This window comes from Streptomyces sp. NPDC012935, assembly GCF_042900345.1.
Lineage (GTDB): Bacteria > Actinomycetota > Actinomycetes > Streptomycetales > Streptomycetaceae > Streptomyces.
In genome coordinates, this window is the sequence record NZ_JBIBBC010000006.1 from 181,817 (window position 1) to 200,687 (window position 18,871).

The window sequence follows — 18,871 nt, forward strand, 5'->3', positions numbered from 1 at the left end:
ACCGGACGCAGTCTGTCACCGGAGCCGCGTGCCGGGCAGAGTCTTGCGCATGGGACACATGGTGCAGGTCAGGGGCGGCGAGATCTGGGTGGACGACGCGGGCGCGGACGGCGGGGCCGTGGCCGGGCCGCCCGTGCTGCTGCTGCACTCGGGGGTCGGCGATTCCCGGCTGTGGGAGCCCGTACTGCCGGGCCTCGTGGCCGGACGTCTTCGGGTGATCCGGTACGACGCCCGCGGCTTCGGCCGGTCGCCGGCGCCCACCGTCTCCTACACCCAGCTCGACGATCTCAGGAGCGTCCTGGACCACTTCGAACTGCCCCGGGTGGTCCTGGTCGGCACCAGCATGGGCGCCAGGACCGCCATCGACCTGGCCCTGAGCGACCCCGGCCAGGTGGCGGCCCTGGGTCTGCTGGTGCCCGGCGTCAACGGCTACGAGGGCCTGGAGGTGCCGGAGGTGACCGAGGAGATCGGCCGGCTGGCCACCGCCCGTGACATGGACGGCCTGGTCGCCTTCGCGTTGCGGACCTGGGGCGCGGCGGGCGCCGACCCCGACACCGAGGCCGAGCCCCTGCTGAGAGAGGCGATTCCCGCGTGGTTCACGACCTACGGCCACGAGACCGAGGGCGGGCGGGCCTTCGACCGGCTGGGCGAACTCGACCTGCCCTGCACGCTCCTGCTCGGGGAGCGCGACCAGCCCGAGGTGATCCGGTGCAACGAGGCGATGGCCGCCCGCATCCCCGGCTGCCGGCTGGTCCGGCACCCCGACTGCGACCACTTCCCCACGCTGCGTGCGCCGCGGGACGTCGTACGGCTGGTGACGGAGCTGTGCGAACGGGCGTCGGCCTGACCGGTGCCGTACGCGTCAGCCCGTGAGGTCCACCCGGATCGTCAGCAGCTCCGCCCCGAACGCCCGCACCCCGGCGCTGTTGAACCGGGGCAGGCCGCGCAGCCGGGCGACCGGGTCGTCGTCGGGCACCAGATGCGCCGTGCCGGTGTGCCACCGTCCCCTTATCCGCACCCGCACCCGCGCATCGGCCTTGATGTTGCGCACGTACTGCGACCGCTCCCCGAACTCCGACACCAGCCAGAACGAGTCCCCGACCCGGCGTCCGCCCACCGGAGTGCGGCGCGGCAGACCCGAGGTGCGGCCCGTGGTCTCCAGCAGGGTCTGCGTCGGCAGGCGGCGCATCACGGCGTTGAGCGGCCTCTGGAAAGCCCGGACGTTGCGGTATTTGGTCTCTGCGCGGCTGGACATGGGTGTGCGGATCTCCTGTGTCGTAGCGGTACTGATGCTCTTCAATGTCTCTCATGGGGGATCGAACGAACGGTGGAGCCTCGAACGGTTCCTCTCTGAGAGACGGTGGCCCATGCGGGTGGTGACCTGGAACCTTTGGTGGCGCTTCGGGCCCTGGGAGACCCGGCAGAAGGCGATTCTCGCCGATCTGCGCGATCTGCGCCCCGACGTGGTCGGCCTGCAGGAGGTGTGGGCCGACGACCGCGAGAACCAGGCCGAGTGGCTGGCAGCCGAACTCGGCATGCACTGGGCCTGGGCCCCGTCCCCCGCCCCCGAGCGCTGGCGCCGGCGGATCGGCGACCCCACGGTCGACATCGGCAACGCCGTGCTGAGCCGCTGGCCGGTCACCGACCGGCGGACCCTGCGGCTGCCGGCGCCCCGGACGTCGACGACGGCCGCCTCGCCCTCTTCACCCGCCTCGCCGCCCCCTCGTACGACATCCCCTTCTTCACCACCCACCTCACCTCCGCGCTGCACGCGTCGGCCGTGCGCTGCCGCCAGGTCGCAGCGCTCGCGGAGTTCATCGCCGAGAACCGGGGTGACACGCCTTTTCCGGCCATAGTCACCGGCGACTTCAACGCCTGGCCGGACTCCGACGAGATCCGCCTCTTCGGCGGCTACCGGACCGCGCCGGTGGTGCCCCGCCAGGTCTTCTTCGACGCGTGGCAGTACGCCGCCCCGGACGCCCCGTCCGTCACCTGGGACCCCGCGAACCCCTATGTAGCGGCGGGCCGGGAGCCGGGCGTCCGGATCGACTACATCCACGTGAGCCCACCGGGCCCGGCCGGCCTCGGCCACGTCCGCTCCGTACACCGCGCCTGCGACGGCCCGGTCAACGGCACCTGGCCGTCGGACCACGCGGCGGTCGTCGCGGATCTGGCCGACGTGCCGGTGCCTCGGGTGGCAGTGCCTTGACGGTGTCGGTCGGCGAACGGCCGGCCCGGCTCGGCTTGCGTGCGGCAGAGCAAGCCGAGCCGATGAAGCGTGGGCGGCCCTGAGTCGCTCAGTCGCGGCGGATCAGTTCCGGGTCGATGCGGCGTCCGACGAGCGGAAGCGTTCCGACGGCGGACACGGCCGCCACCCCCGCCGCCGCGAGCGCGAGCACCGGGACGCCGGCAAAGTCCCAGTAGATCTCGCCGCCCCCGGTGATCAGATAGCTGGCCTCGGCGAGCTTGCCCGTCACGAGCGCGAGTACCAGACCGACGCTCAGCGGCAGCACCACCTGGACGCACTGCACGGCCCGCATCGTCCGTGCTCGCGCGCCGATCAGTGTGACGGCCGTGACCTGCGCGCGCCGCTCCATGGCCCGGTCGGTCGCCGAGACGACGAAGGCCGCGGTCCCGATGACCAGACCCATGACCATGCCGACAGCGAGAAGCGTCTCGAGGACGGCGATCTGCTGAAGCCCCTCGATGTTCACGCCGACGGGCTCGACTTCGGCGGTGGGCGTGACGGCGGCGATGCCGTCGAGGACCTTGCGGACCTCGTCGTGGTCGGAGCTGCTGGTGAGGACGTACCGCGCGTACTCCGGGCGGGCGGAGGCGGGCAGAGCCGACGGCGGAATGAGTACGTCCGCTCCGTGCACCGCCGACGGGTCGTACGCGCTGTAGGCGATGGTTTCGCGCGGAAGGGAGATGGTCAGGGTCCTGTCCTTGCCGCCTTCCCGCAAGCGGAAGCGGAGTTCGTCGCCGGGGCGCGCGCCCTGGCCGGTGCCCGCGTTCGGGTCGCTGAGCCGCATGACTTTGCCGTCCACGCAGCCCTTGGAATCCCTTACCAGCTTGGCCAGTTGATCGCAGGTGCCGATGACGGCGCTCGCCCAGGGCTGGTCGGCGGAACCCTCGGGGTCGGTCCAGGACTCCGCGGTCACCGCATGCGCGCGAACACCCGGTACGTCGGCGAGCCCGCGCCGCTGCTCGGTGGTGAGGGCGGACAGGGCGAGGGAGTAGTCCTGCACGGGAGCGGACGGTCGGGTGACCTGCTCCAGTTGGATGAGGACGCCCTGGGCGAGGGAGGCGGAGAAGACGAGCAGGACGAGACCGGTGACGACGCGCATGGTGCTGCCGGGCTCGACCTCGTTGCGGCGCATCGCCAGATTGAGAGTGAGGGACTGGGTGGAGCGGGCCAGCCGGCGGGCCAGGGCGTAGGAGATCAGGGGCAGTGTCAGCACCAGCCCCAGTCCCGTCAGCAGGATGCCCGCCGGGATCAGGAGCGTGTTCAGGCCGACACTGTTGGCGGGGCGGTCGGTGAAGCCGGTGGCGCAGTAGCCGACGACGATGCCGAGACCGGTCACCAGCAGCAGGCCACCCCACTTGGCGGGGCGTTTGGGTGCGGCGGTGCGGCGTACCGCCAGGGGATTGGCGGCGGCGTCGCGTGCGCTGACGCGGCCGACGAACCAGGCGAGGACGGGGCAGCCGATCAGACAGACGGCGACGGTCGTCGCGGACAGGGCGCCGTCGGCCGGGTACCACCTGAGGCTCGGCAGGCCGGTCCGGGTCATGACCTGGTTGAGGACCCAGTACTCGCCGAGGCCGAGAATCGAGCCGAGCAGGGCCGCGACGACGGTTTCGGCGGCGTTGACCCGCTGGGTGCCCCTGGTGCTCAGTCCCAGCAGCCGCAGGGAGGCGAGGCGGCGGTTCCGGCTGGCGGCGGAGAGCCGGGCGCAGACGGAGAGGAAGATGCCGAGGGGGAGCAGGACGAGTGACCCCAGGGCGAAGCGCAGGTAGGTGAGGGTCGAGGGTTCGACGGCCGGGAAGGGGGCGTAGCTGTACCCCCAGCCCTTCAGGGCGCGGCCCTCGTCGGCGATCTTGTCGGGGGACGTGCCGATGTAGGCGAACAGCTCGTCGGGGTGGGCGAGTCCCGGCGCGCGTATCAGGCCCTGCTCATGGCCGGGCAGGAGCCCCTTGACCGCAGGCTGGTCACGGAGCAGGTCGTGGGCGCGGGGGGAGAGGAACACCTCGCCCGGGTCCGGAAGTTCCGTCAGTCCGGGCGGGACCTCGCCGGCGTCCTTGGTTCCCTTGGCTATGAACACGCGGGTGAACGCGTGGGAGCCGTAGGGGTCGGTGCGCTGGAGGACCAGCGTGGCACCCGCGGGCCGCGCGGAGGCGGACTGCGGCTGGCGTGCGGCGTCCCGGCCGTCGTGGGCGTCGAGGATCTGCGGGATGGTGAGGACGAGGGCGAGGCAGCAGACACCGAGGGATCCGCCGGCCGTCATGAGGAAGAAGCGGACGCGGTTGCCACGGCCGGAGCCGAAAAGCAGACGCAGGCCGAGCAGGAACTCCCTCACGCCGTCTCCCGGGGGGTGAGGACTCCGTCGGACATGGTGTAGTGACGGTCGGCCTGCGCGGCGACGGCGGGGTCATGGGTGACCAGGATGACGGCGGTGCCCTGCGAGCGTGCCAGCCCCAGGAACTCCTTCAGCACGGCGGATGCGTTGGCGCTGTCCAGGGAGCCGGTCGGCTCGTCCGCGAAGACGACGGCGGGCCGGTGGACCAGGGCCCGTGCGACGGCGACGCGCTGACTCTGGCCGCCCGACACCTGTGAGGGGCGGCGCTCACGCAGATCACCGAGTCCGAGCCGGGTAAGGACCGCACCGGCGGCCGCGAGCGCAGGCTTCTTGCGCTGTCCGGCCAGGCGCAGCGGCAGGGCGGTGTTCTCCTCGATGGTCAACTCGGGGAGCAGTTCGCCGTACTGGAAGACGAAACCGAAGCGTTCCCGGCGCAGTGTGCTGATCTCGTCGTCGCTGAGCCCGCCGAGCGTCCGCCCTTCGAACCGCACCTGCCCGCGCGCGGGTGGCAGCACTCCCGCCAGGCAGTACAGCAGCGAGGACTTCCCCGACCCGCTCTGCCCGGTGATGACCGCGATCTCCCCGCGGCCGACCGAGAGATGAGCATCTTTGACGGCCGGCTGCGCACCGTAGGAGAGGTCAACTCCCACGGCTGACAAAACTTCTGACGTACTGATGGCTTCCCCCAAAGAAGCAACCGGGCCCAGGCGGTCTACCTGGGCCCGGGATGTACCGGTGTGCCGTCGCTTACCTCTGGTAGTGCTTGGTCGAGGAGCAGTTGTCGGGGTTCAGGGAACCCTTGTCACGGCAGACGCGGATGTACGCGTCGTCGGTGTACCGCTGCGCGCCCGACCAGTTGAGGTGGTTCAAGGGGACGGTCTTCTTCTGCTTGCCGTTGTAGCGGCTCCAGTCGTAGCCCTCGACCTTCACCTGTATGTACACGTTGTGGCCGTCACCGTGGTCGGCGTCCTGGAGCTGTCCCTTCCACTCGAAGGCGCCGTGGTTCTGGCCCGCGGGCCACCACTTGTACTGACCGTGGTGGAACTTCGCGCCTCCGGTCGAGAGCGTCGGAATGTTGTGCCACGAAGCGGCGACCGCCGTTCCGGCGCCCATGGCGAACAGGCCCGCCACGAGGGCGCCCGTCGCCAACTTACGCGCGTTCTTACGCACGTTTCCTCCCGTTTGTCTTCTGTTGTACGGCTCTGTTGGTCGTGGTGCTTCAGAGCCGTCGTGAAGTTAACTCACCGGTAAGGGAGGAATGGGTGAGTTGGTTCGTTCTCGACGCGTCTGTCCCGCCTTCGATCGAGATCATTTTGCCTCGACCTTGCCTTCGATTTACTTGTACATGACCTTCACGGGCGCCCCAGGAAGATCGGGTTCGTGAAGGCCGCCAGGGCGCCGGGGAGGGGGCCGATGGCTGTTTCGTGTCGCAGTTCCGCCCGCACGTAGGCCGCGTACGCGGGGGTCGTGCGCCATTCCACGGCCCCCGAGCCCGAGACCGGCAGCGGCGCGCTCGTGAACAGGACGCCCTGGTCGGTGACGAAGCGGACCGTGCAGCGCGGGGCACCCGTGGCTTCCAGGCGAACGGTCACCGGCGTGCTGCGGGGGACCTCCAGCCGCTCTGAGATGCCGGCGTGCTCGCCCTTGCCGCCGGAGACGCCGAAGGTCAGGGAGACGTTCTTCGACTCGGCGATGTACGACCGCCCCGCCTTGATCGCCTCCTGGATCGCCTCCCGCGTCAGGTCGTCGGCCAGGACGACCGTCTGGGGCGTGCCGACCGGGTCGGGGTCGCGGTGGGCGTCGCTGTTGCCCATCGCCGGGATCCAGGCGTCGGAACCCGAGCGTACGGACGCGACCAGCGTGCTGTCCCAGTCCGCCAGGGCCATCTCGTCGTCCGGGGTCCACGGCCCGTTCCAGACCTCGATCGCGTCCGCCTCGCCGAACCCGAACTTCCAGTTGCAGCCGACGCAGGTGGCGTGCGGGTGGGCGGGCACGACGAGGCCGCCGGACTTGCGGATCTGGCGGGCGAACTTGCCGAAGCGGTTGTCGCGGGCGCGGTAGCGCCAGTCGACGAAGGTGCCGGGGTCGACGCCGAGCGCCACGACGTGGCCGTTGCGGGTCGTGACCTCCTCGCCGAGCATGATCAGCAGGTCGTCGCCCGCCGCGTCGGCCCAGTGCGCGTGGGCCGAGTGGGTGTTGTGCTCCGAGCTGTTGATGAAGTCCAGGCCGGCCGCGCGCGCGAGGGCCGCGATCTCGGCGGGCGTACGGCGGCCGTCGGAGTACCACGAGTGCAGATGGCAGTCGCCCCGGTACCAGGCCCGCCCCCGCCCCTTCGCCCGCTCCGGCGGGTACGTCGGCTCGACGGACTCGGCGGGCTCGCCGTAGATGAGCGTGATGGTGACCTCGTACGGCAGTCCCTGCGGCGCCACCGTGTACGGGCCGAGGGCGATGTGCCAGGTGCCCTCCCGGACCGGCCCCGGGATGTACCCCGGCGTCGCCTCGTCCGTCCGGATGAAGAACTCCGTGCGCGCCCCGCCCGACCAGCCGCGGAAGCCACGGCCGCCGAGCTCGGTGCCGCGCCAGTCGAAGATGCCGATGTCGAGGGCGTTGCCCGGGGTGCCCGCCGGGACGGACGGCTTCTCGTAGGTGTAGGAGACCTTGATCTCCCGTACCCCGGACGGCACTTCGACCGGCAGGTACACGAAGTCGGGGGACCCGGGCGGCAGGGTGCCCCGCACGGTCCGGGTCTCGGCGTCCTGGGTGTCGTCGGCACCTCTGGCGAAGGTCACGCTTCCCAACGTAAGCGCGGCGGCGGCGCCCGTCACGAACAGTGCGCGTCTTCCCAGGCCGGCGCCCGCGTACTCGTCCTCGCACATGCTGCTGCTCCCCAGGTCGTCGTGAAGGACTTGGCATGGGTGGTGCAGGGTGGTGCGTGCAACTCTGGTATTCAGCCGTGAACTGTCGTGCAAGGGAAGGGAATCGGCAGCCAATCGGAAGCTGTCCAAGCTCCGCGGGGCGCCCGGGGGAAGATCCATGTGTGCCGACCGGTCGGTATCGACATCGCGGCGTCCGCACGGTACAGATGCAGTCATGCGCATCTCCGTCACGATCTTCCTCACCGACGAGACCATCACCCCGACCCGGCTCGCGCGTGAGCTGGAGCAGCGCGGGTTCGCGGGGCTGTACCTGCCCGAGCACACCCACATCCCCGTCGAGCGGACCACCCCGTACCCGGCCGGCGGCGATCTGCCGCCCGAGTACGGCCGTACCCTCGACCCCTTCGTCGCCCTCGGCCAGGCGGCCGCCGTCACCGAGCGGCTGGGCCTCGGCACCGGCATCACGCTGGTCGCGCAGCACGACCCCATCGATCTGGCCAAGCAGATCGCGACCCTGGACCACCTGTCCGGCGGACGGTTCACCCTCGGCCTCGGCTTCGGCTGGAACGTGGAGGAGGCCGCCGACCACGGCGTCGAGTGGGCCACCCGCCGCGACCTCGTCCGGGACCGGATGGCCCTGATGCGGGCCCTGTGGGCGGACGAACCCACCGCGTACGAGGGGGAGTTCGACGCCGTGCGGGCGAGCTTCGCGTATCCCAAACCCGTACAGAAGCCGCGCGGTCCCAAGGTCAACGGCCCTCGCACGCTCATCGGTGGAGCGGCCGGCCCGAAGCTGTTCGCGCACATCAGCGAGTACGCCGACGGGTGGCTGCCGATCGGCGGCCGCGGACTGTCCGAATCTCTACCCCGGCTCCGGTCGGTCTGGGCCGACGCCGGCCGCGACCCGAACGCCCTCCAGGTGGTGCCGTACGCCGTGTTCCCCACCCCCGGCAAGCTCGCGCACTACGCGGAACTCGGCATCGAGGAGGTGGTCGTGCAGTTGCCTCCGGCCACGGAGACGGACGTTCTGCGGGTGTTGGACGGGTATGCCGAGTACTTGTAGCCGACCGGGCGGGCAGCTGACCCAGGGGCGCGGGGCTGTGCGGATATGCGGCTCCGCCGCTTGGGCGCGACCAGCCACGACCGGCCCGCACCCGGCAACGTACCGCGGCTCCCCAGAACCAACCCCGGCCTCGCTGAACTGGCGGAGCCCGACCGTATGCTCGAAGGATGACGACTCCCGAGACCTCCGGAACCGGCCCCACCGACCGCCCCGGCGGCACCGGCCCGACCGAGAACTCCATGCGTCGCGCCCTCAAACGCGCCCGGGACGGCGTCGCCCTCGACGTCTCCGAGGCGGCCGTACTGCTCCAGGCCCGCGGCGAGGCCCTCGACGACCTCGTCGCGTCGGCCGGCCGGGTGCGGGACGCAGGCCTTGAGGCGGCGGGCCGGGCCGGTGTCATCACGTACTCGAAGAGCGTCTTCATCCCCCTCACCCGGCTGTGCCGGGACAAGTGCCACTACTGCACTTTCGTCACCGTGCCCGGCAAGCTGCGCCGCGCCGGGCACGGGATGTTCATGTCGCCGGACGAGGTCCTCGACATCGCCCGCAAGGGCGCCGCGCTCGGCTGCAAGGAAGCCCTCATCACCCTCGGCGACAAACCTGAGGACCGCTGGCCCGAGGCCCGCGAGTGGCTCGACGCGCACGGCTACGACGACACCATCGCCTACGTCCGCGCCATCTCCATCCGCATCCTGGAGGAGACCGGCCTGCTGCCGCACCTCAACCCGGGCGTCATGACCTGGACCGACTTCCAGCGCCTCAAGCCGGTCGCCCCGTCCATGGGCATGATGCTGGAGACGACGGCGACCCGCCTGTGGTCCGAGCCCGGCGGCCCGCACCACGGCTCCCCGGACAAGGAACCGGCCGTCCGGCTGCGCGTCCTGGAGGACGCCGGCCGTTCCTCCGTCCCCTTCACCTCCGGGATCCTGATCGGGATCGGGGAGTCGTACGAGGAGCGGGCCGAGTCCCTCTTCGCGCTGCGGAAGGTCTCCCGGGCCTACCACGGCATCCAGGAACTGATCATCCAGAACTTCCGCGCCAAGCCGGACACCGCGATGCGCGGCATGCCGGACGCGGAACTCGACGAACTGGTCGCCACGGTCGCCGTCGCCCGGCACATCATGGGCCCGAGCGCCTGCCTCCAGGCCCCGCCCAACCTGGTGGACTCCGAGTACGAGCGCCTCATCCACGCCGGCATCGACGACTGGGGCGGCGTCTCGCCGCTCACGATCGACCACGTGAACCCCGAGCGCCCCTGGCCGCAGATCGAGGAGCTCGCCGAACGCTCGGCGGCGGCCGGCTTCGAGCTGCGCGAACGCCTCTGTGTCTACCCGGAGTTCGTCCAGCGCGGCGAGCCCTGGCTGGACCCGCGGCTGCGCCCGCACGTACGAGCCCTCGCCGACCCGGAGACAGGCCTGGCGCGTGCGGACGCCGTGGTCGAGGGACACCCGTGGCAGGAACCGGAGGAGGTCTTCGTCGCCTCCGGCCGTACGGATCTGCACTCCACGATCGACACCGAGGGCCGTACGTCCGACCGCCGCGACGACTTCGACGAGGTGTACGGCGACTGGGGTGCCCTGCGCGAGGCGGCGGCGCCCGGGATGGCGCCGGAGCGCATCGACACGGACGTACGCCAGGCACTGGCGACCGCGGCCGACGACCCGACCCGGCTCACCGACGACGAGGCGCTGGCGCTGCTGCACGCGGACGGCCCGGCGCTGGACGCGTTGTGCAAGGTCGCCGACGACGTCCGTAAGTCGGCGGTCGGCGACGACGTCACGTACATCGTCACCCGGAACATCAACTTCACCAACGTCTGCTACACGGGCTGCCGCTTCTGCGCCTTCGCCCAGCGCAGGACGGACGCGGACGCCTACACCCTCTCCCTGGACCAGGTCGCCGACCGCGCCCAGCAGGCCTGGGACCTGGGCGCGGTGGAGGTCTGCATGCAGGGCGGCATCCACCCGGACCTGCCCGGGACGGCGTACTTCGACATCGCGAAGGCGGTGAAGGAACGGGTCCCCGGCATGCACGTGCACGCCTTCTCACCCATGGAGGTCGTCAACGGCGCCACCCGCACCGGCATGTCCATCCGCGAGTGGCTGACGGCGGCCAAGGAAGCCGGGCTGGACTCCGTCCCCGGCACCGCCGCCGAGATCCTCGACGACGAGGTCCGCTGGGTCCTGACCAAGGGCAAGCTGCCGACGGCGACGTGGATCGAGGTGATCAGCACGGCACACGAACTCGGTATCCGGTCCTCGTCCACGATGATGTACGGCCACGTCGACCAGCCCCGCCACTGGCTCGGCCACCTGCGCACCCTGGCCGGTATCCAGCAGCGCACGGGCGGCTTCACGGAGTTCGTGACGCTCCCGTTCATCCACACCAACGCGCCGGTGTACCTCGCGGGGATCGCGAGGCCGGGCCCGTCGATGCGGGACAACCGGGCGGTGACGGCGATGGCCCGCCTCCTGCTCCACCCGTGGATCCCCAACATCCAGACCAGCTGGGTGAAGCTGGGCACCGAGGGGGCGGCGGAGATGCTCCGCTCGGGCGCGAACGACCTGGGCGGCACGTTGATGGAGGAGACGATCTCGCGGATGGCGGGGTCGTCGTACGGCTCGTACAAGTCGGTACGCGACCTGGTGGCCGTCGCCGACGCGGCGGGGCGCCCGGCGAAGCCCCGGACCACGTTGTACGGCGAGGTGTCGGAGGAACGGCAGCGGGCGGCGGCGGCCTCGGACGGGCACCTGCCGGAGCTGTTGCCGGTGCTGGACTGAGGCAGAGACGGAGTCGGAGACGGCACAGGACCGTGTCGCGGGGGTCGGTACGATGATCCGACCCCCGCTGGAGGGGTTCCGTAGCTGAGGAGATGCGTGCCCGTGCCTGCTCCCAAGGTCTGGGTGACCGGTCTGACGGTGGGCGCGATAGCCGCCGTCACCGTCCTCGCCATGCAGGCCGACAAGGGGCCGCACCCGACGGCCTCGGCGGCCCGCCCGAGCCCGTCTGCGTCGGCGGGGGCGAGCCCCGCCCCGACGAAGTCCGCCGCGCCCGCCGTCGTCCCGGACGGCTCGGGCACCGGGCGCCGCGTCGTCTACTCCCTCGCCCAGAAGCGGGTCTGGCTGGTCGACGCGAGCGACGCGAGCCGCCGTACCTTCACCGTCTGGCCGGGCACCGTGAACCCGGACCCCGGCACCTACACGGTGTCCTCGCGCAACGAGGCCACCACGGGCTCGGACGGCGTGCAGATCGAGAACATCATCTACTTCGCCGCGAAGTCCGGCATCTCCATCGCCTTCTCCAACGCCGTCGACGGCTCTTCGCCCCCGCCCGCCGCGGGCAAACAGACCGGCGGGGTCCGGATGCGCGCGGCGGACGGGGCGGCGCTGTGGACGTTCGGGGAGACCGGCACGACGGTGGTCGTGGTCAAGTAGCGGCGGTCCCGGTCAGCCGTTGGTGGCGCCGGTCAGGTGGCGGACTTCTCCTTGCCGGACGGCAGATTGACCACCAGCAGCACGACCCCGCTCAGCAGGAACACCCGCGTCGCCGCGTCGAGCCCGTTCCAGTCCCCGGACTGCCACATCGAGAACCACTCCCCGCCGATCGCGATGAACCCGCCGCCGAACAGCAGCATCAGCATCAGCAGACCGTAGGTGGAGAAGCGCCGGGCACTCAGGTCGTCGCGGCGGAACCACAGCCAGGTGCCGTATATGAGGACGAGCGCGGCGACGGCCTCCCAGATGATGATCGCGACGTACGCCGCGTCCTGAAGTCCCTTGCTGGTGATGGCTCTCCACATCAGGTCCTCGTCCTTGAACGTCGTATCCATCGCCAGGACGTGCCGCACGAACTGCTGGTTGGTCCCGAAGTCGGTGATGTTCCCGAAGGCGACGAGGGTGATGTAGAGGGCGACGGTCGCGGTGAGGAGGGTGGCCGCGAGGTGAAGTGCGCTGCGTGGGGGTGTTGTTGACATGATGGTCATCTTCCCTGTGCAGGCCCTGTGCTCCATAGGCATTGAGCCAGAATGATGGCGTAGGGCAGCCGAGCGGGAGGATCCACGCGTGGGACAGGCGCGGCCGTCGATGCAGGAGCTGATCGGCCGGCGCAGTCGTGCCGGATTCGTCGGCCGGAGTGCCGAACGTGCGGCCTTCCGGGCCAACTTGGACGTCTCGCCGGAGGACGAGCGGCACCGGTTCCTCTTCCACGTGCACGGAAACGCGGGGGTCGGCAAGTCCTTCCTGCTCCGCGAACTGGAGCAAGTCGCCCGGGAGCGCGGTGCCCTGACCGCGTTCGTTGACGAGAACGCGGGAAGCGTGCCGGAGTCGCTGGAGGCGATGAGCCGGCAGTTCGCGGCGCAGGGCCGGCGGTTGAAGGACCTGGACCGCCTGCTCGCCGCGCATCGGGAGCGCAGGCACGAGGCGGAACTGGCGGCGATCACCGCGCCGCCGTCCGAGCCGCCCGGGCCGTCGACAGGCAGCATGGCGGTGGCGCGGGCCGGCCTGGTGGGACTGGGCATGGTGCCCGGTGTCGGCGCCTTCGCCGGCGCGGTCGACGCCGCACAACTCGCCCACGGCGCGGACCGGTTGCGGTCCGGACTCGGTGCCCGCTTCCGCACCCACGAGGACGCCCGACTCGTACTCGCGCCCGAGAGCGTGCTCACTCCGGTGCTGCTGGAGGAGCTCTCCCAGGCCGCTTCCGCCGTGCCGTGGATCGTCCTGTTCTTCGACACCTACGAGCGCACCGGCCGGTTCCTCGACGCGTGGCTGCACGCCGTGATGACCTCGGACCTGTACGGCCCGCTCCCGGCCACCGTCGTCGTGGTGACGGCAGGCCAACTCCCCTGCGACGCCACTCGCTGGGGCGGCTTCGGCGACTTCATGACCGACGTGCCGCTCCTGCCGTTCACGGAGGCGGAGACGCGGGACCTGCTCGCGGGCAGAGGAGTGGTGGCCGAGCCCGTGGTGGGGGAGGTGCTGCGCCTGACCGGTGGCCTGCCGGTGCTGGTGTCGACCCTCGCGGAGGGCCGCCCCACCGATCCGGCCGACGTGCGGGACCCCAGCGCCACGGCCGTCGAGTGGTTCCTGAAGCGGGCGGAGGATGCGCTCCAGCGGTCGGTCGCGCTGGCGTGCGCGCTGCCGCGGCGGCTGGACGCGGATGTGTTCCGGGCGGTCGTGGGCGACTCCGACGCGGAACTGGCGGAACTGGACGGGCTGTACGCGTGGTTGCGGGGCCTGCCGTTCGTCAGCGAGCGGGGCGGCCGGGTCCGGTACCACGACGTCGTACGGGCGCCGATGCTGCGGTTGCAGCGCCAGGAGGCGCCCCGGACCTGGGCGGCCCGGCAGCAGGCGCTCGCCGCCGTGTTCCGGGAATGGCGGGCCGAGGCGGAAGCCGGACGGGACACCGAGGAGCTGTGGGCGGACGAGGCGTGGCGGGAGCTTCGGCTGGCGGAGCTGTACCACTTGCTGTGCGCCGGGGAGCGGGCGGCGCTGACGAGCGTTCTCGGGGATGTCGTCGACGCCTGCGAGCAGGGTGAGTCCGTCGCCGAGCGGTGGGCTCGGGTTCTGGTGGAGGCCGGGTCGGACGCCGAGACCCGGGCGGTGTCCCAGTGGGGCCGGCGGCTCGCGGCGGCCCTCGGCAGCGGCGGAACGCCCGCGGCCCTCGAACTGGTACTGCGTGCGACGGGCTTCGAGCGGACGCCGGTGCCGGTGCCCACAGGGGCGGCTGCGACGGTCGGCACGGGGTACGGAGCGGCGGCTGCGGCTGCCACCGGGCTGGGTGCGGGGGCGGCCGGACGGAGTGGTGCGGGCCGCGCGGGGGCCGCCGGGCTTGGCACCGCGGCTTCCTGGTGGGGGGCCGCAAGGCCCGGAACCATCGGCTCCGCAAGGGGGCCGCTGGCCAGGAGGAGGTCCGCCACCGCGGACGACACGGCGACCACCCCGCCGGGCAGTTCGGCCGGCGCCCAGCCCCGTGAGATCCGAGAGCCCGCATCACAGGGTCAGGGCGCCCAGCCGTCGGCGGCGGAGTCGCCGGGGCAGCGCGCTGATCGGCCGTCGGAGATCGGGGGGGAGGGTCGGCGTGCCGAGCCTTGGCAGATCGGGTCGCCGGGGCAGCACACTGATCCGCCGTCGCAGATCGAGCCGGAGGGTCAGGGCGCCCAGCCGTCGGGGGTGGAGTCGCCGGGGCAGCGCGCTGATCGGCCGTCGCAGACCGTGCCGCAGGATCAGCGTTCCCACGCGATGCCGCGATCCATCACCTCGCCCGGGACCCCCCGGCAAGACGCGTCGGCCGATCCCGGCTGGCGGGTCGCGCTGGACCCCGCCGTGGCGGCCCGCGCCTACCGCGCCCGCGCCATCGCCCACGACCTCGCCGGGGACCGGCGCGCGGCCGTCGCCCTCCTGAACCGGGCCCTCGAACTGCACCCCGACGACCCCCGCAGCCTCGGCCTGCGCGGGGAGTACCACCGCGTCCTGGGGCGCCATGACGAGGCGATCAGAGACTTGGACCGGGCCCTCGAACTGAACCCCGCCGACGCCTTCGCCCTGGCCTCCCGCGGTGCCACCCGGCTCGGTCGCGAACGACTCGACTCGGCGCTCGCGGACCTTGACGGTGCCGTTCGGCTGAAGCCGGACTACTCCTGGGCCCTGATGCGGCGGGCCCGGGTACACCGAGCCTTCGGCGACCACGTACGACAACTGGCGGACCTCGACCGGGCCGTGGCGGTGGACCCCGACTGGGCCTGGGTCCGCTGCGAGCGCGGTGACGCCCTGCGCGCCGCCGGCCGCGACCAGGACGCCCTCGCCGACTACGACCACGCGCTCGCCCGGGAACCGGAATACAACTCCGCCCGCGCGAGCCGAGGCGCCTCGCTGGCGAACCTTGGCCGCCACGAGGAGGCCCTCGCCGAGCTGGACCGGGTGCTGGCAGCCGACCCGTCGTACACCTGGGCCGCGGATCAGCGGGCCGCCGTGCTCCGTCACCTGGCGGCCGAACCGGCTACTCCCGCTCGCAGCGCAGGAACAGATGAGGCTCGTCCCCGGCACCGGGATGGTCAGGCGTGAACAGCACGGTCTCCGCGGACAGCACCGTCAGTCCCGCCGCGGCGACCATGTCGGTGAAGTCCTCGGCCGCGAAGCTGGTCGCCCGCACCTTCTGCCCCATGAAGACGACTTCGACGTCCTCCACGTTCGCCGGCACGGTCGCCAGCACCATGCTGCCTCCCGCTCTCAGCGCCCGTGCCAGCCGCCGCACGAGAGTCTCCTGCCTGGCACGGGACATCTGCAGCAGGGAGAAGTACACGCAGACCGCGTCGAACGCACCGTCCTGGAGCGGGACTTCGTGGATGTCGGCGTGCCGGAAGCCGGCGGCGGGCACCTGCCGGGCGGCGAGTTCCACCATGACGGGGGACACGTCGATCCCCAACACGTCATGGCCCGCCGCGGCGAGCGTCTCGGCCGTGGGGCGCCCGGTTCCGCTTCCGACGTCCAGCACCCGGCTGCCCGGTGCGAGCCGCTCGACCAGCCAGGCCAACGACGCCCGGTGTGTCTCCGAGCGCGAGAACGCCCTCTCGTAAGCGAGCCCCAGTTCGTCGAAGACGGCGGCGGCACGCTGTGCCTGAGACGCGTCGGTCACGGCATCGCGCTCATGCCGTCGATGAACTCCGCCCAGGAACGCGCTTCGAATGCGAGCCGTGCGCCGTCCTTGTCCTTTGAGTCGCGGACGTGGACGCCGGCGTCGGCGGGGGATATGGCGACCTCGACGCAATCAGGGCCGTCGTTGCTGCTGTAGCTGCTCTTGAACCACTCCAGGGCTGAGGTCATGTTTCTTCTCCCAGGACTTTCTCGATGAAGGCCAGCGACTCGCGTGGCGACAGAGCCTGCGCCCGGATCATTCCATAGCGCATATCCAGGATCTGAACCTCCCGAGGATCGCTGATCACGCGGCTGTGTAGCTGTGCCTCGGAGTGACCCAAGGTCTTGCCGTCCCGGAGCTTGAGCAGCCTGATCGGTCCACCCATGCCTGCGTGGTCCTCACGGTCCGTGGGCATCACCTGAATCTCGACGTGCCTCAACACACTGATCTCCAACAGGTGTTCGAGCTGCTGCCGTAGCACCATTCTGCCTCCGACAGGCCGCCTCAGCGTCACCTCTTCCTGGACAAATGTGAGGAGGGGGGCGGGCATCCGCTCGAAGACGCGCTGCCGCGCGATACGGGCGGCGACTTGGCGGTCGATCTCCTCCTGCGAGTACGAGGGTCGGCGAATGCCGAACAACGCCCGTGCATACTCCGGGGTCTGGAGCAGACCGTGCATGTTGTGGTTGGCGTAGGCGCCCAGCTCGACCGCCTCGTCCTCCAGCTTGGCCAGATCCCGAACCTTCTTCGGATACCGGGCCCTCTCCACGTCCTCCTTCATCGCCGAGAGCTTCCCGCCCGCCCCCAGCACCTCATCGGCCTTGTCCAGGAAGTCCGGCTTCGGAATCCGCCGACCCCGCTCCACCGAGGAGACCATCTCCTCGCCGTACCCGATGGCGGCGCCCAGGTCGGCCTGCGTCATTCCGGCGGCCTCGCGCCACATCCTGATCTGCCGCCCGACCGTCCTGAGAACGGCCTCGGCTTCCTCGTCCTCCACGTCTTCCCCTCCCGACGTACGAGCCGTACGACCCCGTCGGCCATCCGTACAGTCACGCTCCGTACGGAGGCCATTGCTGTTCAGCGTAGGAGTCGGTTCGCCACGCTGGGTGACATGAGCCAGAAATCCCTCGCCCAAGTCACCCGCCTCACGCACCACTTCACGGTTCAGCTGTCCGCGACTCGAAGAGGCGCTCGACTCGCGCGCCTGCTCACCGAACGCCAACTGGATGACTGGAACGTGCCGTTCGAGGGTGCGGTGCACATCGTGGCGGAGCTGGCGTCGAACGCCGTACTCCATGGCCGCGTCCCGGGGCGGGACTTTCGGCTCAGGCTGAAGCTGCACACCGACGGCACTCTCCGTATCGAGGTGACCGACGCCCGGGGCGACCGGATCCCGCAGGTCCGGGACGCGGTGGGTGACGAGTCGGGGTCGGGGCGAGGGCTGCTGATCGTGGCGGCGTACGCGGACGTTTGGGGCGTCGAGGCGGCCCCGGCCAACTGCAAGACCGTGTGGGCCGAAGTGACACCGGATCGCGGAGGGGCGTGACCCGGCGGCTCCCGACGCAAAGACCAAAGAACCGGGGAAAGAACCGAACCCACCCCCACCGCCCCCGTCGATCACCCGCAGGGGTGAACATCGCCAACTCGGCTGGCGCGCACGGGCTTTGGTGGTGCAGCGTCACCCAGAGACAACCGCACACATGAATCGGCCCCCGCCGGGACTGGCATCCCAATGCGAGGGCCTAACACCGAGGAAGAAGCAGCTTCCCCAATGACTGAACAGCAGCCTAGCGCGCCCGCGCGCGCCGAGTCCGGCCATTCCGCCGGAGGCGTCGAGCACGTCAACGAACCCCACCACGACCAGTTCGTCGTGGTCGGAAACCACCTCGCCCAGCACCCCGAGCTGTCCCTGACGGCGATCGGGCTGGCGGTCCACATCCAGTCACTGCCCGCCCGGACCCCGGTCGGGATCAAGACGCTGGCCGCGAAGTTCCCCGAGGGGGAGATCCGGGTCGCTGCCGCCCTGCGGGAGCTGGAGGCACACGGATACCTGGCGCGCACCAAGGAGCGTCTTCAATCGGGGCGAGTCGTGACCCGGACGATCTCCTACAACAGGCCGGGCGTCGCCGCGGCCCGAGCCGCAATGAAGCCCGCCGCACCCCGCCCGGCTCCGCCGTCCCCCGGCTCGAAGGTGTCGGCCTCCGCACCCGATGCCGGTGCCGCCCTCGATGCCGCCCTGGATGTCCTCGCGGGACTGCGCGCCCACGACCCCCGCCTGCTGCTGGCCGAACGTGACGTACACCGTCTGGCCCCTGCCGTCTCCGCCTGGCTGGACAGGGGCGTCCCGCCCGCCGCCGTGCAGCGCACCCTGACGAACGCCCTGCCCAAGGACCCCATCCTGAACCCGGCGGCGTTCCTCGCCCACCGCCTCCGAGCGCTGCTGCCACCACCGCTCCCGGCCCCTGCACACCCCTCGACCCCCGTCCGCCCGGACCCACTCCAGACCTGCGAGGGATGCGACCGGGCGTTCCGTGCACCGGGCCCGGGCCGCTGCCGGGACTGCCGTCCGGTGGGTGTGGCGGCGTAGAGAGTCGGACGGGAGCTTTGTACGGGCCATAGCTGATCATTCCGGCCCACTCCGGACCATTTCTTGCCACCTCGGTCACATTCCGCATACCGATCCGCACCCTGAACCGACCGTCCCCGGTCGATTACAGTGTCGAGCC

Annotated in this window: 16 protein-coding genes and 1 pseudogene; 8 read left to right on the top strand and 9 right to left on the bottom strand. The window is 71.2% G+C overall.

The genetic code is table 11. The features are described 5' to 3' along the window. Positions 1 to 49: 49 nt before the first annotated feature. Positions 50 to 847, top strand: a complete 798-nt coding sequence (locus ACFY5C_RS17240; protein ID WP_389445081.1) for an alpha/beta fold hydrolase — start codon at positions 50 to 52, stop codon at positions 845 to 847. A gap of 15 nt (positions 848 to 862) precedes the next feature. Here ACFY5C_RS17240 and ACFY5C_RS17245 read toward each other — a convergent pair whose 3' ends face one another. Further along, positions 863 to 1,255 carry a nitroreductase/quinone reductase family protein gene (locus ACFY5C_RS17245; RefSeq protein WP_389445082.1) on the bottom strand — a complete coding sequence of 131 codons (393 nt, stop codon included), beginning with the start codon at positions 1,253 to 1,255 and terminating at the stop codon, positions 863 to 865. Positions 1,256 to 1,367: 112 nt separating this feature from the next. On the opposite strand from ACFY5C_RS17245, the pseudogene ACFY5C_RS17250 reads away from it, so the two are divergent. Next, positions 1,368 to 2,209 (top strand): annotated as a pseudogene (locus tag ACFY5C_RS17250) (endonuclease/exonuclease/phosphatase family protein). Positions 2,210 to 2,297: 88 nt separating this feature from the next. On the opposite strand, the gene ACFY5C_RS17255 reads toward ACFY5C_RS17250, so the two are convergent. The 4 genes from ACFY5C_RS17255 to ACFY5C_RS17270 form a co-directional block, all read right to left on the bottom strand. Next, positions 2,298 to 4,577, bottom strand: coding sequence for an ABC transporter permease (locus ACFY5C_RS17255; RefSeq protein WP_389445084.1), 2,280 nt, complete (start codon positions 4,575 to 4,577; stop codon positions 2,298 to 2,300). After that, positions 4,574 to 5,227 (bottom strand): ABC transporter ATP-binding protein, encoded by a 654-nt coding sequence (locus tag ACFY5C_RS17260; protein WP_389445085.1) that lies wholly within the window; start codon positions 5,225 to 5,227, stop codon positions 4,574 to 4,576. Before ACFY5C_RS17260 ends, ACFY5C_RS17255 begins: the two co-directional genes overlap by 4 nt. A 97-nt stretch (positions 5,228 to 5,324) precedes the next feature. Next, positions 5,325 to 5,747, bottom strand: coding sequence for a hypothetical protein (locus ACFY5C_RS17265; protein WP_389445087.1), 423 nt, complete (start codon positions 5,745 to 5,747; stop codon positions 5,325 to 5,327). A 182-nt stretch (positions 5,748 to 5,929) separates the two neighbouring features. Continuing rightward, on the bottom strand, positions 5,930 to 7,453 hold the full coding sequence (locus tag ACFY5C_RS17270; protein ID WP_389445089.1) for a CehA/McbA family metallohydrolase: 1,524 nt from the start codon (positions 7,451 to 7,453) through the stop codon (positions 5,930 to 5,932). A 214-nt stretch (positions 7,454 to 7,667) separates the two neighbouring features. Here ACFY5C_RS17270 and ACFY5C_RS17275 point away from each other — a divergent pair, with 214 nt between their 5' ends. The 3 genes from ACFY5C_RS17275 (at position 7,668) to ACFY5C_RS17285 (ending at position 11,950) form a co-directional block, all read left to right on the top strand. Continuing rightward, a complete protein-coding gene (locus tag ACFY5C_RS17275; protein ID WP_389445091.1) occupies positions 7,668 to 8,516 on the top strand; it encodes an LLM class F420-dependent oxidoreductase in 849 nt (282 codons plus the stop codon). Between the two features lie 167 nt (positions 8,517 to 8,683). Continuing rightward, positions 8,684 to 11,296, top strand: a complete 2,613-nt coding sequence (locus ACFY5C_RS17280) for a bifunctional FO biosynthesis protein CofGH (RefSeq protein WP_389445092.1) — start codon at positions 8,684 to 8,686, stop codon at positions 11,294 to 11,296. Between the two features lie 102 nt (positions 11,297 to 11,398). After that, complete coding sequence (locus tag ACFY5C_RS17285; protein WP_389445093.1) at positions 11,399 to 11,950, top strand: hypothetical protein; 552 nt, start codon at positions 11,399 to 11,401, stop codon at positions 11,948 to 11,950. Positions 11,951 to 11,982: 32 nt separating this feature from the next. Here the strand turns inward: ACFY5C_RS17285 and ACFY5C_RS17290 are convergent, their stop codons facing one another. Then, positions 11,983 to 12,489, bottom strand: a complete 507-nt coding sequence (locus ACFY5C_RS17290; RefSeq protein WP_389445094.1) for a DUF2165 domain-containing protein — start codon at positions 12,487 to 12,489, stop codon at positions 11,983 to 11,985. 88 nt (positions 12,490 to 12,577) lie between these two features. On the opposite strand from ACFY5C_RS17290, the gene ACFY5C_RS17295 reads away from it, so the two are divergent. Next, positions 12,578 to 15,574: a tetratricopeptide repeat protein gene (locus ACFY5C_RS17295; RefSeq protein WP_389445095.1), complete on the top strand. Its 2,997-nt coding sequence runs from the start codon at positions 12,578 to 12,580 to the stop codon at positions 15,572 to 15,574. On the opposite strand, the gene ACFY5C_RS17300 is transcribed toward ACFY5C_RS17295, so the two are convergent. From ACFY5C_RS17300 to ACFY5C_RS17310, 3 genes are read right to left on the bottom strand one after another with little or no spacing between them, the layout of a single operon-like run. Beyond that, on the bottom strand, positions 15,510 to 16,145 hold the full coding sequence (locus ACFY5C_RS17300) for a class I SAM-dependent methyltransferase (RefSeq protein WP_389445097.1): 636 nt from the start codon (positions 16,143 to 16,145) through the stop codon (positions 15,510 to 15,512). The genes ACFY5C_RS17295 and ACFY5C_RS17300 overlap by 65 nt on opposite strands. Next, the gene (locus tag ACFY5C_RS17305; RefSeq protein ID WP_389445098.1) at positions 16,142 to 16,333 is read right to left on the bottom strand and encodes a DUF397 domain-containing protein; all 192 of its coding nucleotides are present in this window, start codon (positions 16,331 to 16,333) and stop codon (positions 16,142 to 16,144) included. The genes ACFY5C_RS17300 and ACFY5C_RS17305 overlap by 4 nt, the downstream gene beginning before the upstream one ends. Next, positions 16,330 to 17,142: a Scr1 family TA system antitoxin-like transcriptional regulator gene (locus tag ACFY5C_RS17310; RefSeq protein ID WP_389445100.1), complete on the bottom strand. Its 813-nt coding sequence runs from the start codon at positions 17,140 to 17,142 to the stop codon at positions 16,330 to 16,332. The genes ACFY5C_RS17305 and ACFY5C_RS17310 overlap by 4 nt, the downstream gene beginning before the upstream one ends. Before the next feature lie 114 nt (positions 17,143 to 17,256). Here ACFY5C_RS17310 and ACFY5C_RS17315 point away from each other — a divergent pair, with 114 nt between their 5' ends. Continuing rightward, positions 17,257 to 17,691, top strand: a complete 435-nt coding sequence (locus ACFY5C_RS17315) for an ATP-binding protein (protein WP_389445102.1) — start codon at positions 17,257 to 17,259, stop codon at positions 17,689 to 17,691. Positions 17,692 to 17,916: 225 nt separating this feature from the next. Further along, the gene (locus ACFY5C_RS17320) at positions 17,917 to 18,732 is read left to right on the top strand and encodes a helix-turn-helix domain-containing protein (protein WP_389445104.1); all 816 of its coding nucleotides are present in this window, start codon (positions 17,917 to 17,919) and stop codon (positions 18,730 to 18,732) included. Positions 18,733 to 18,871: the final 139 nt, after the last annotated feature.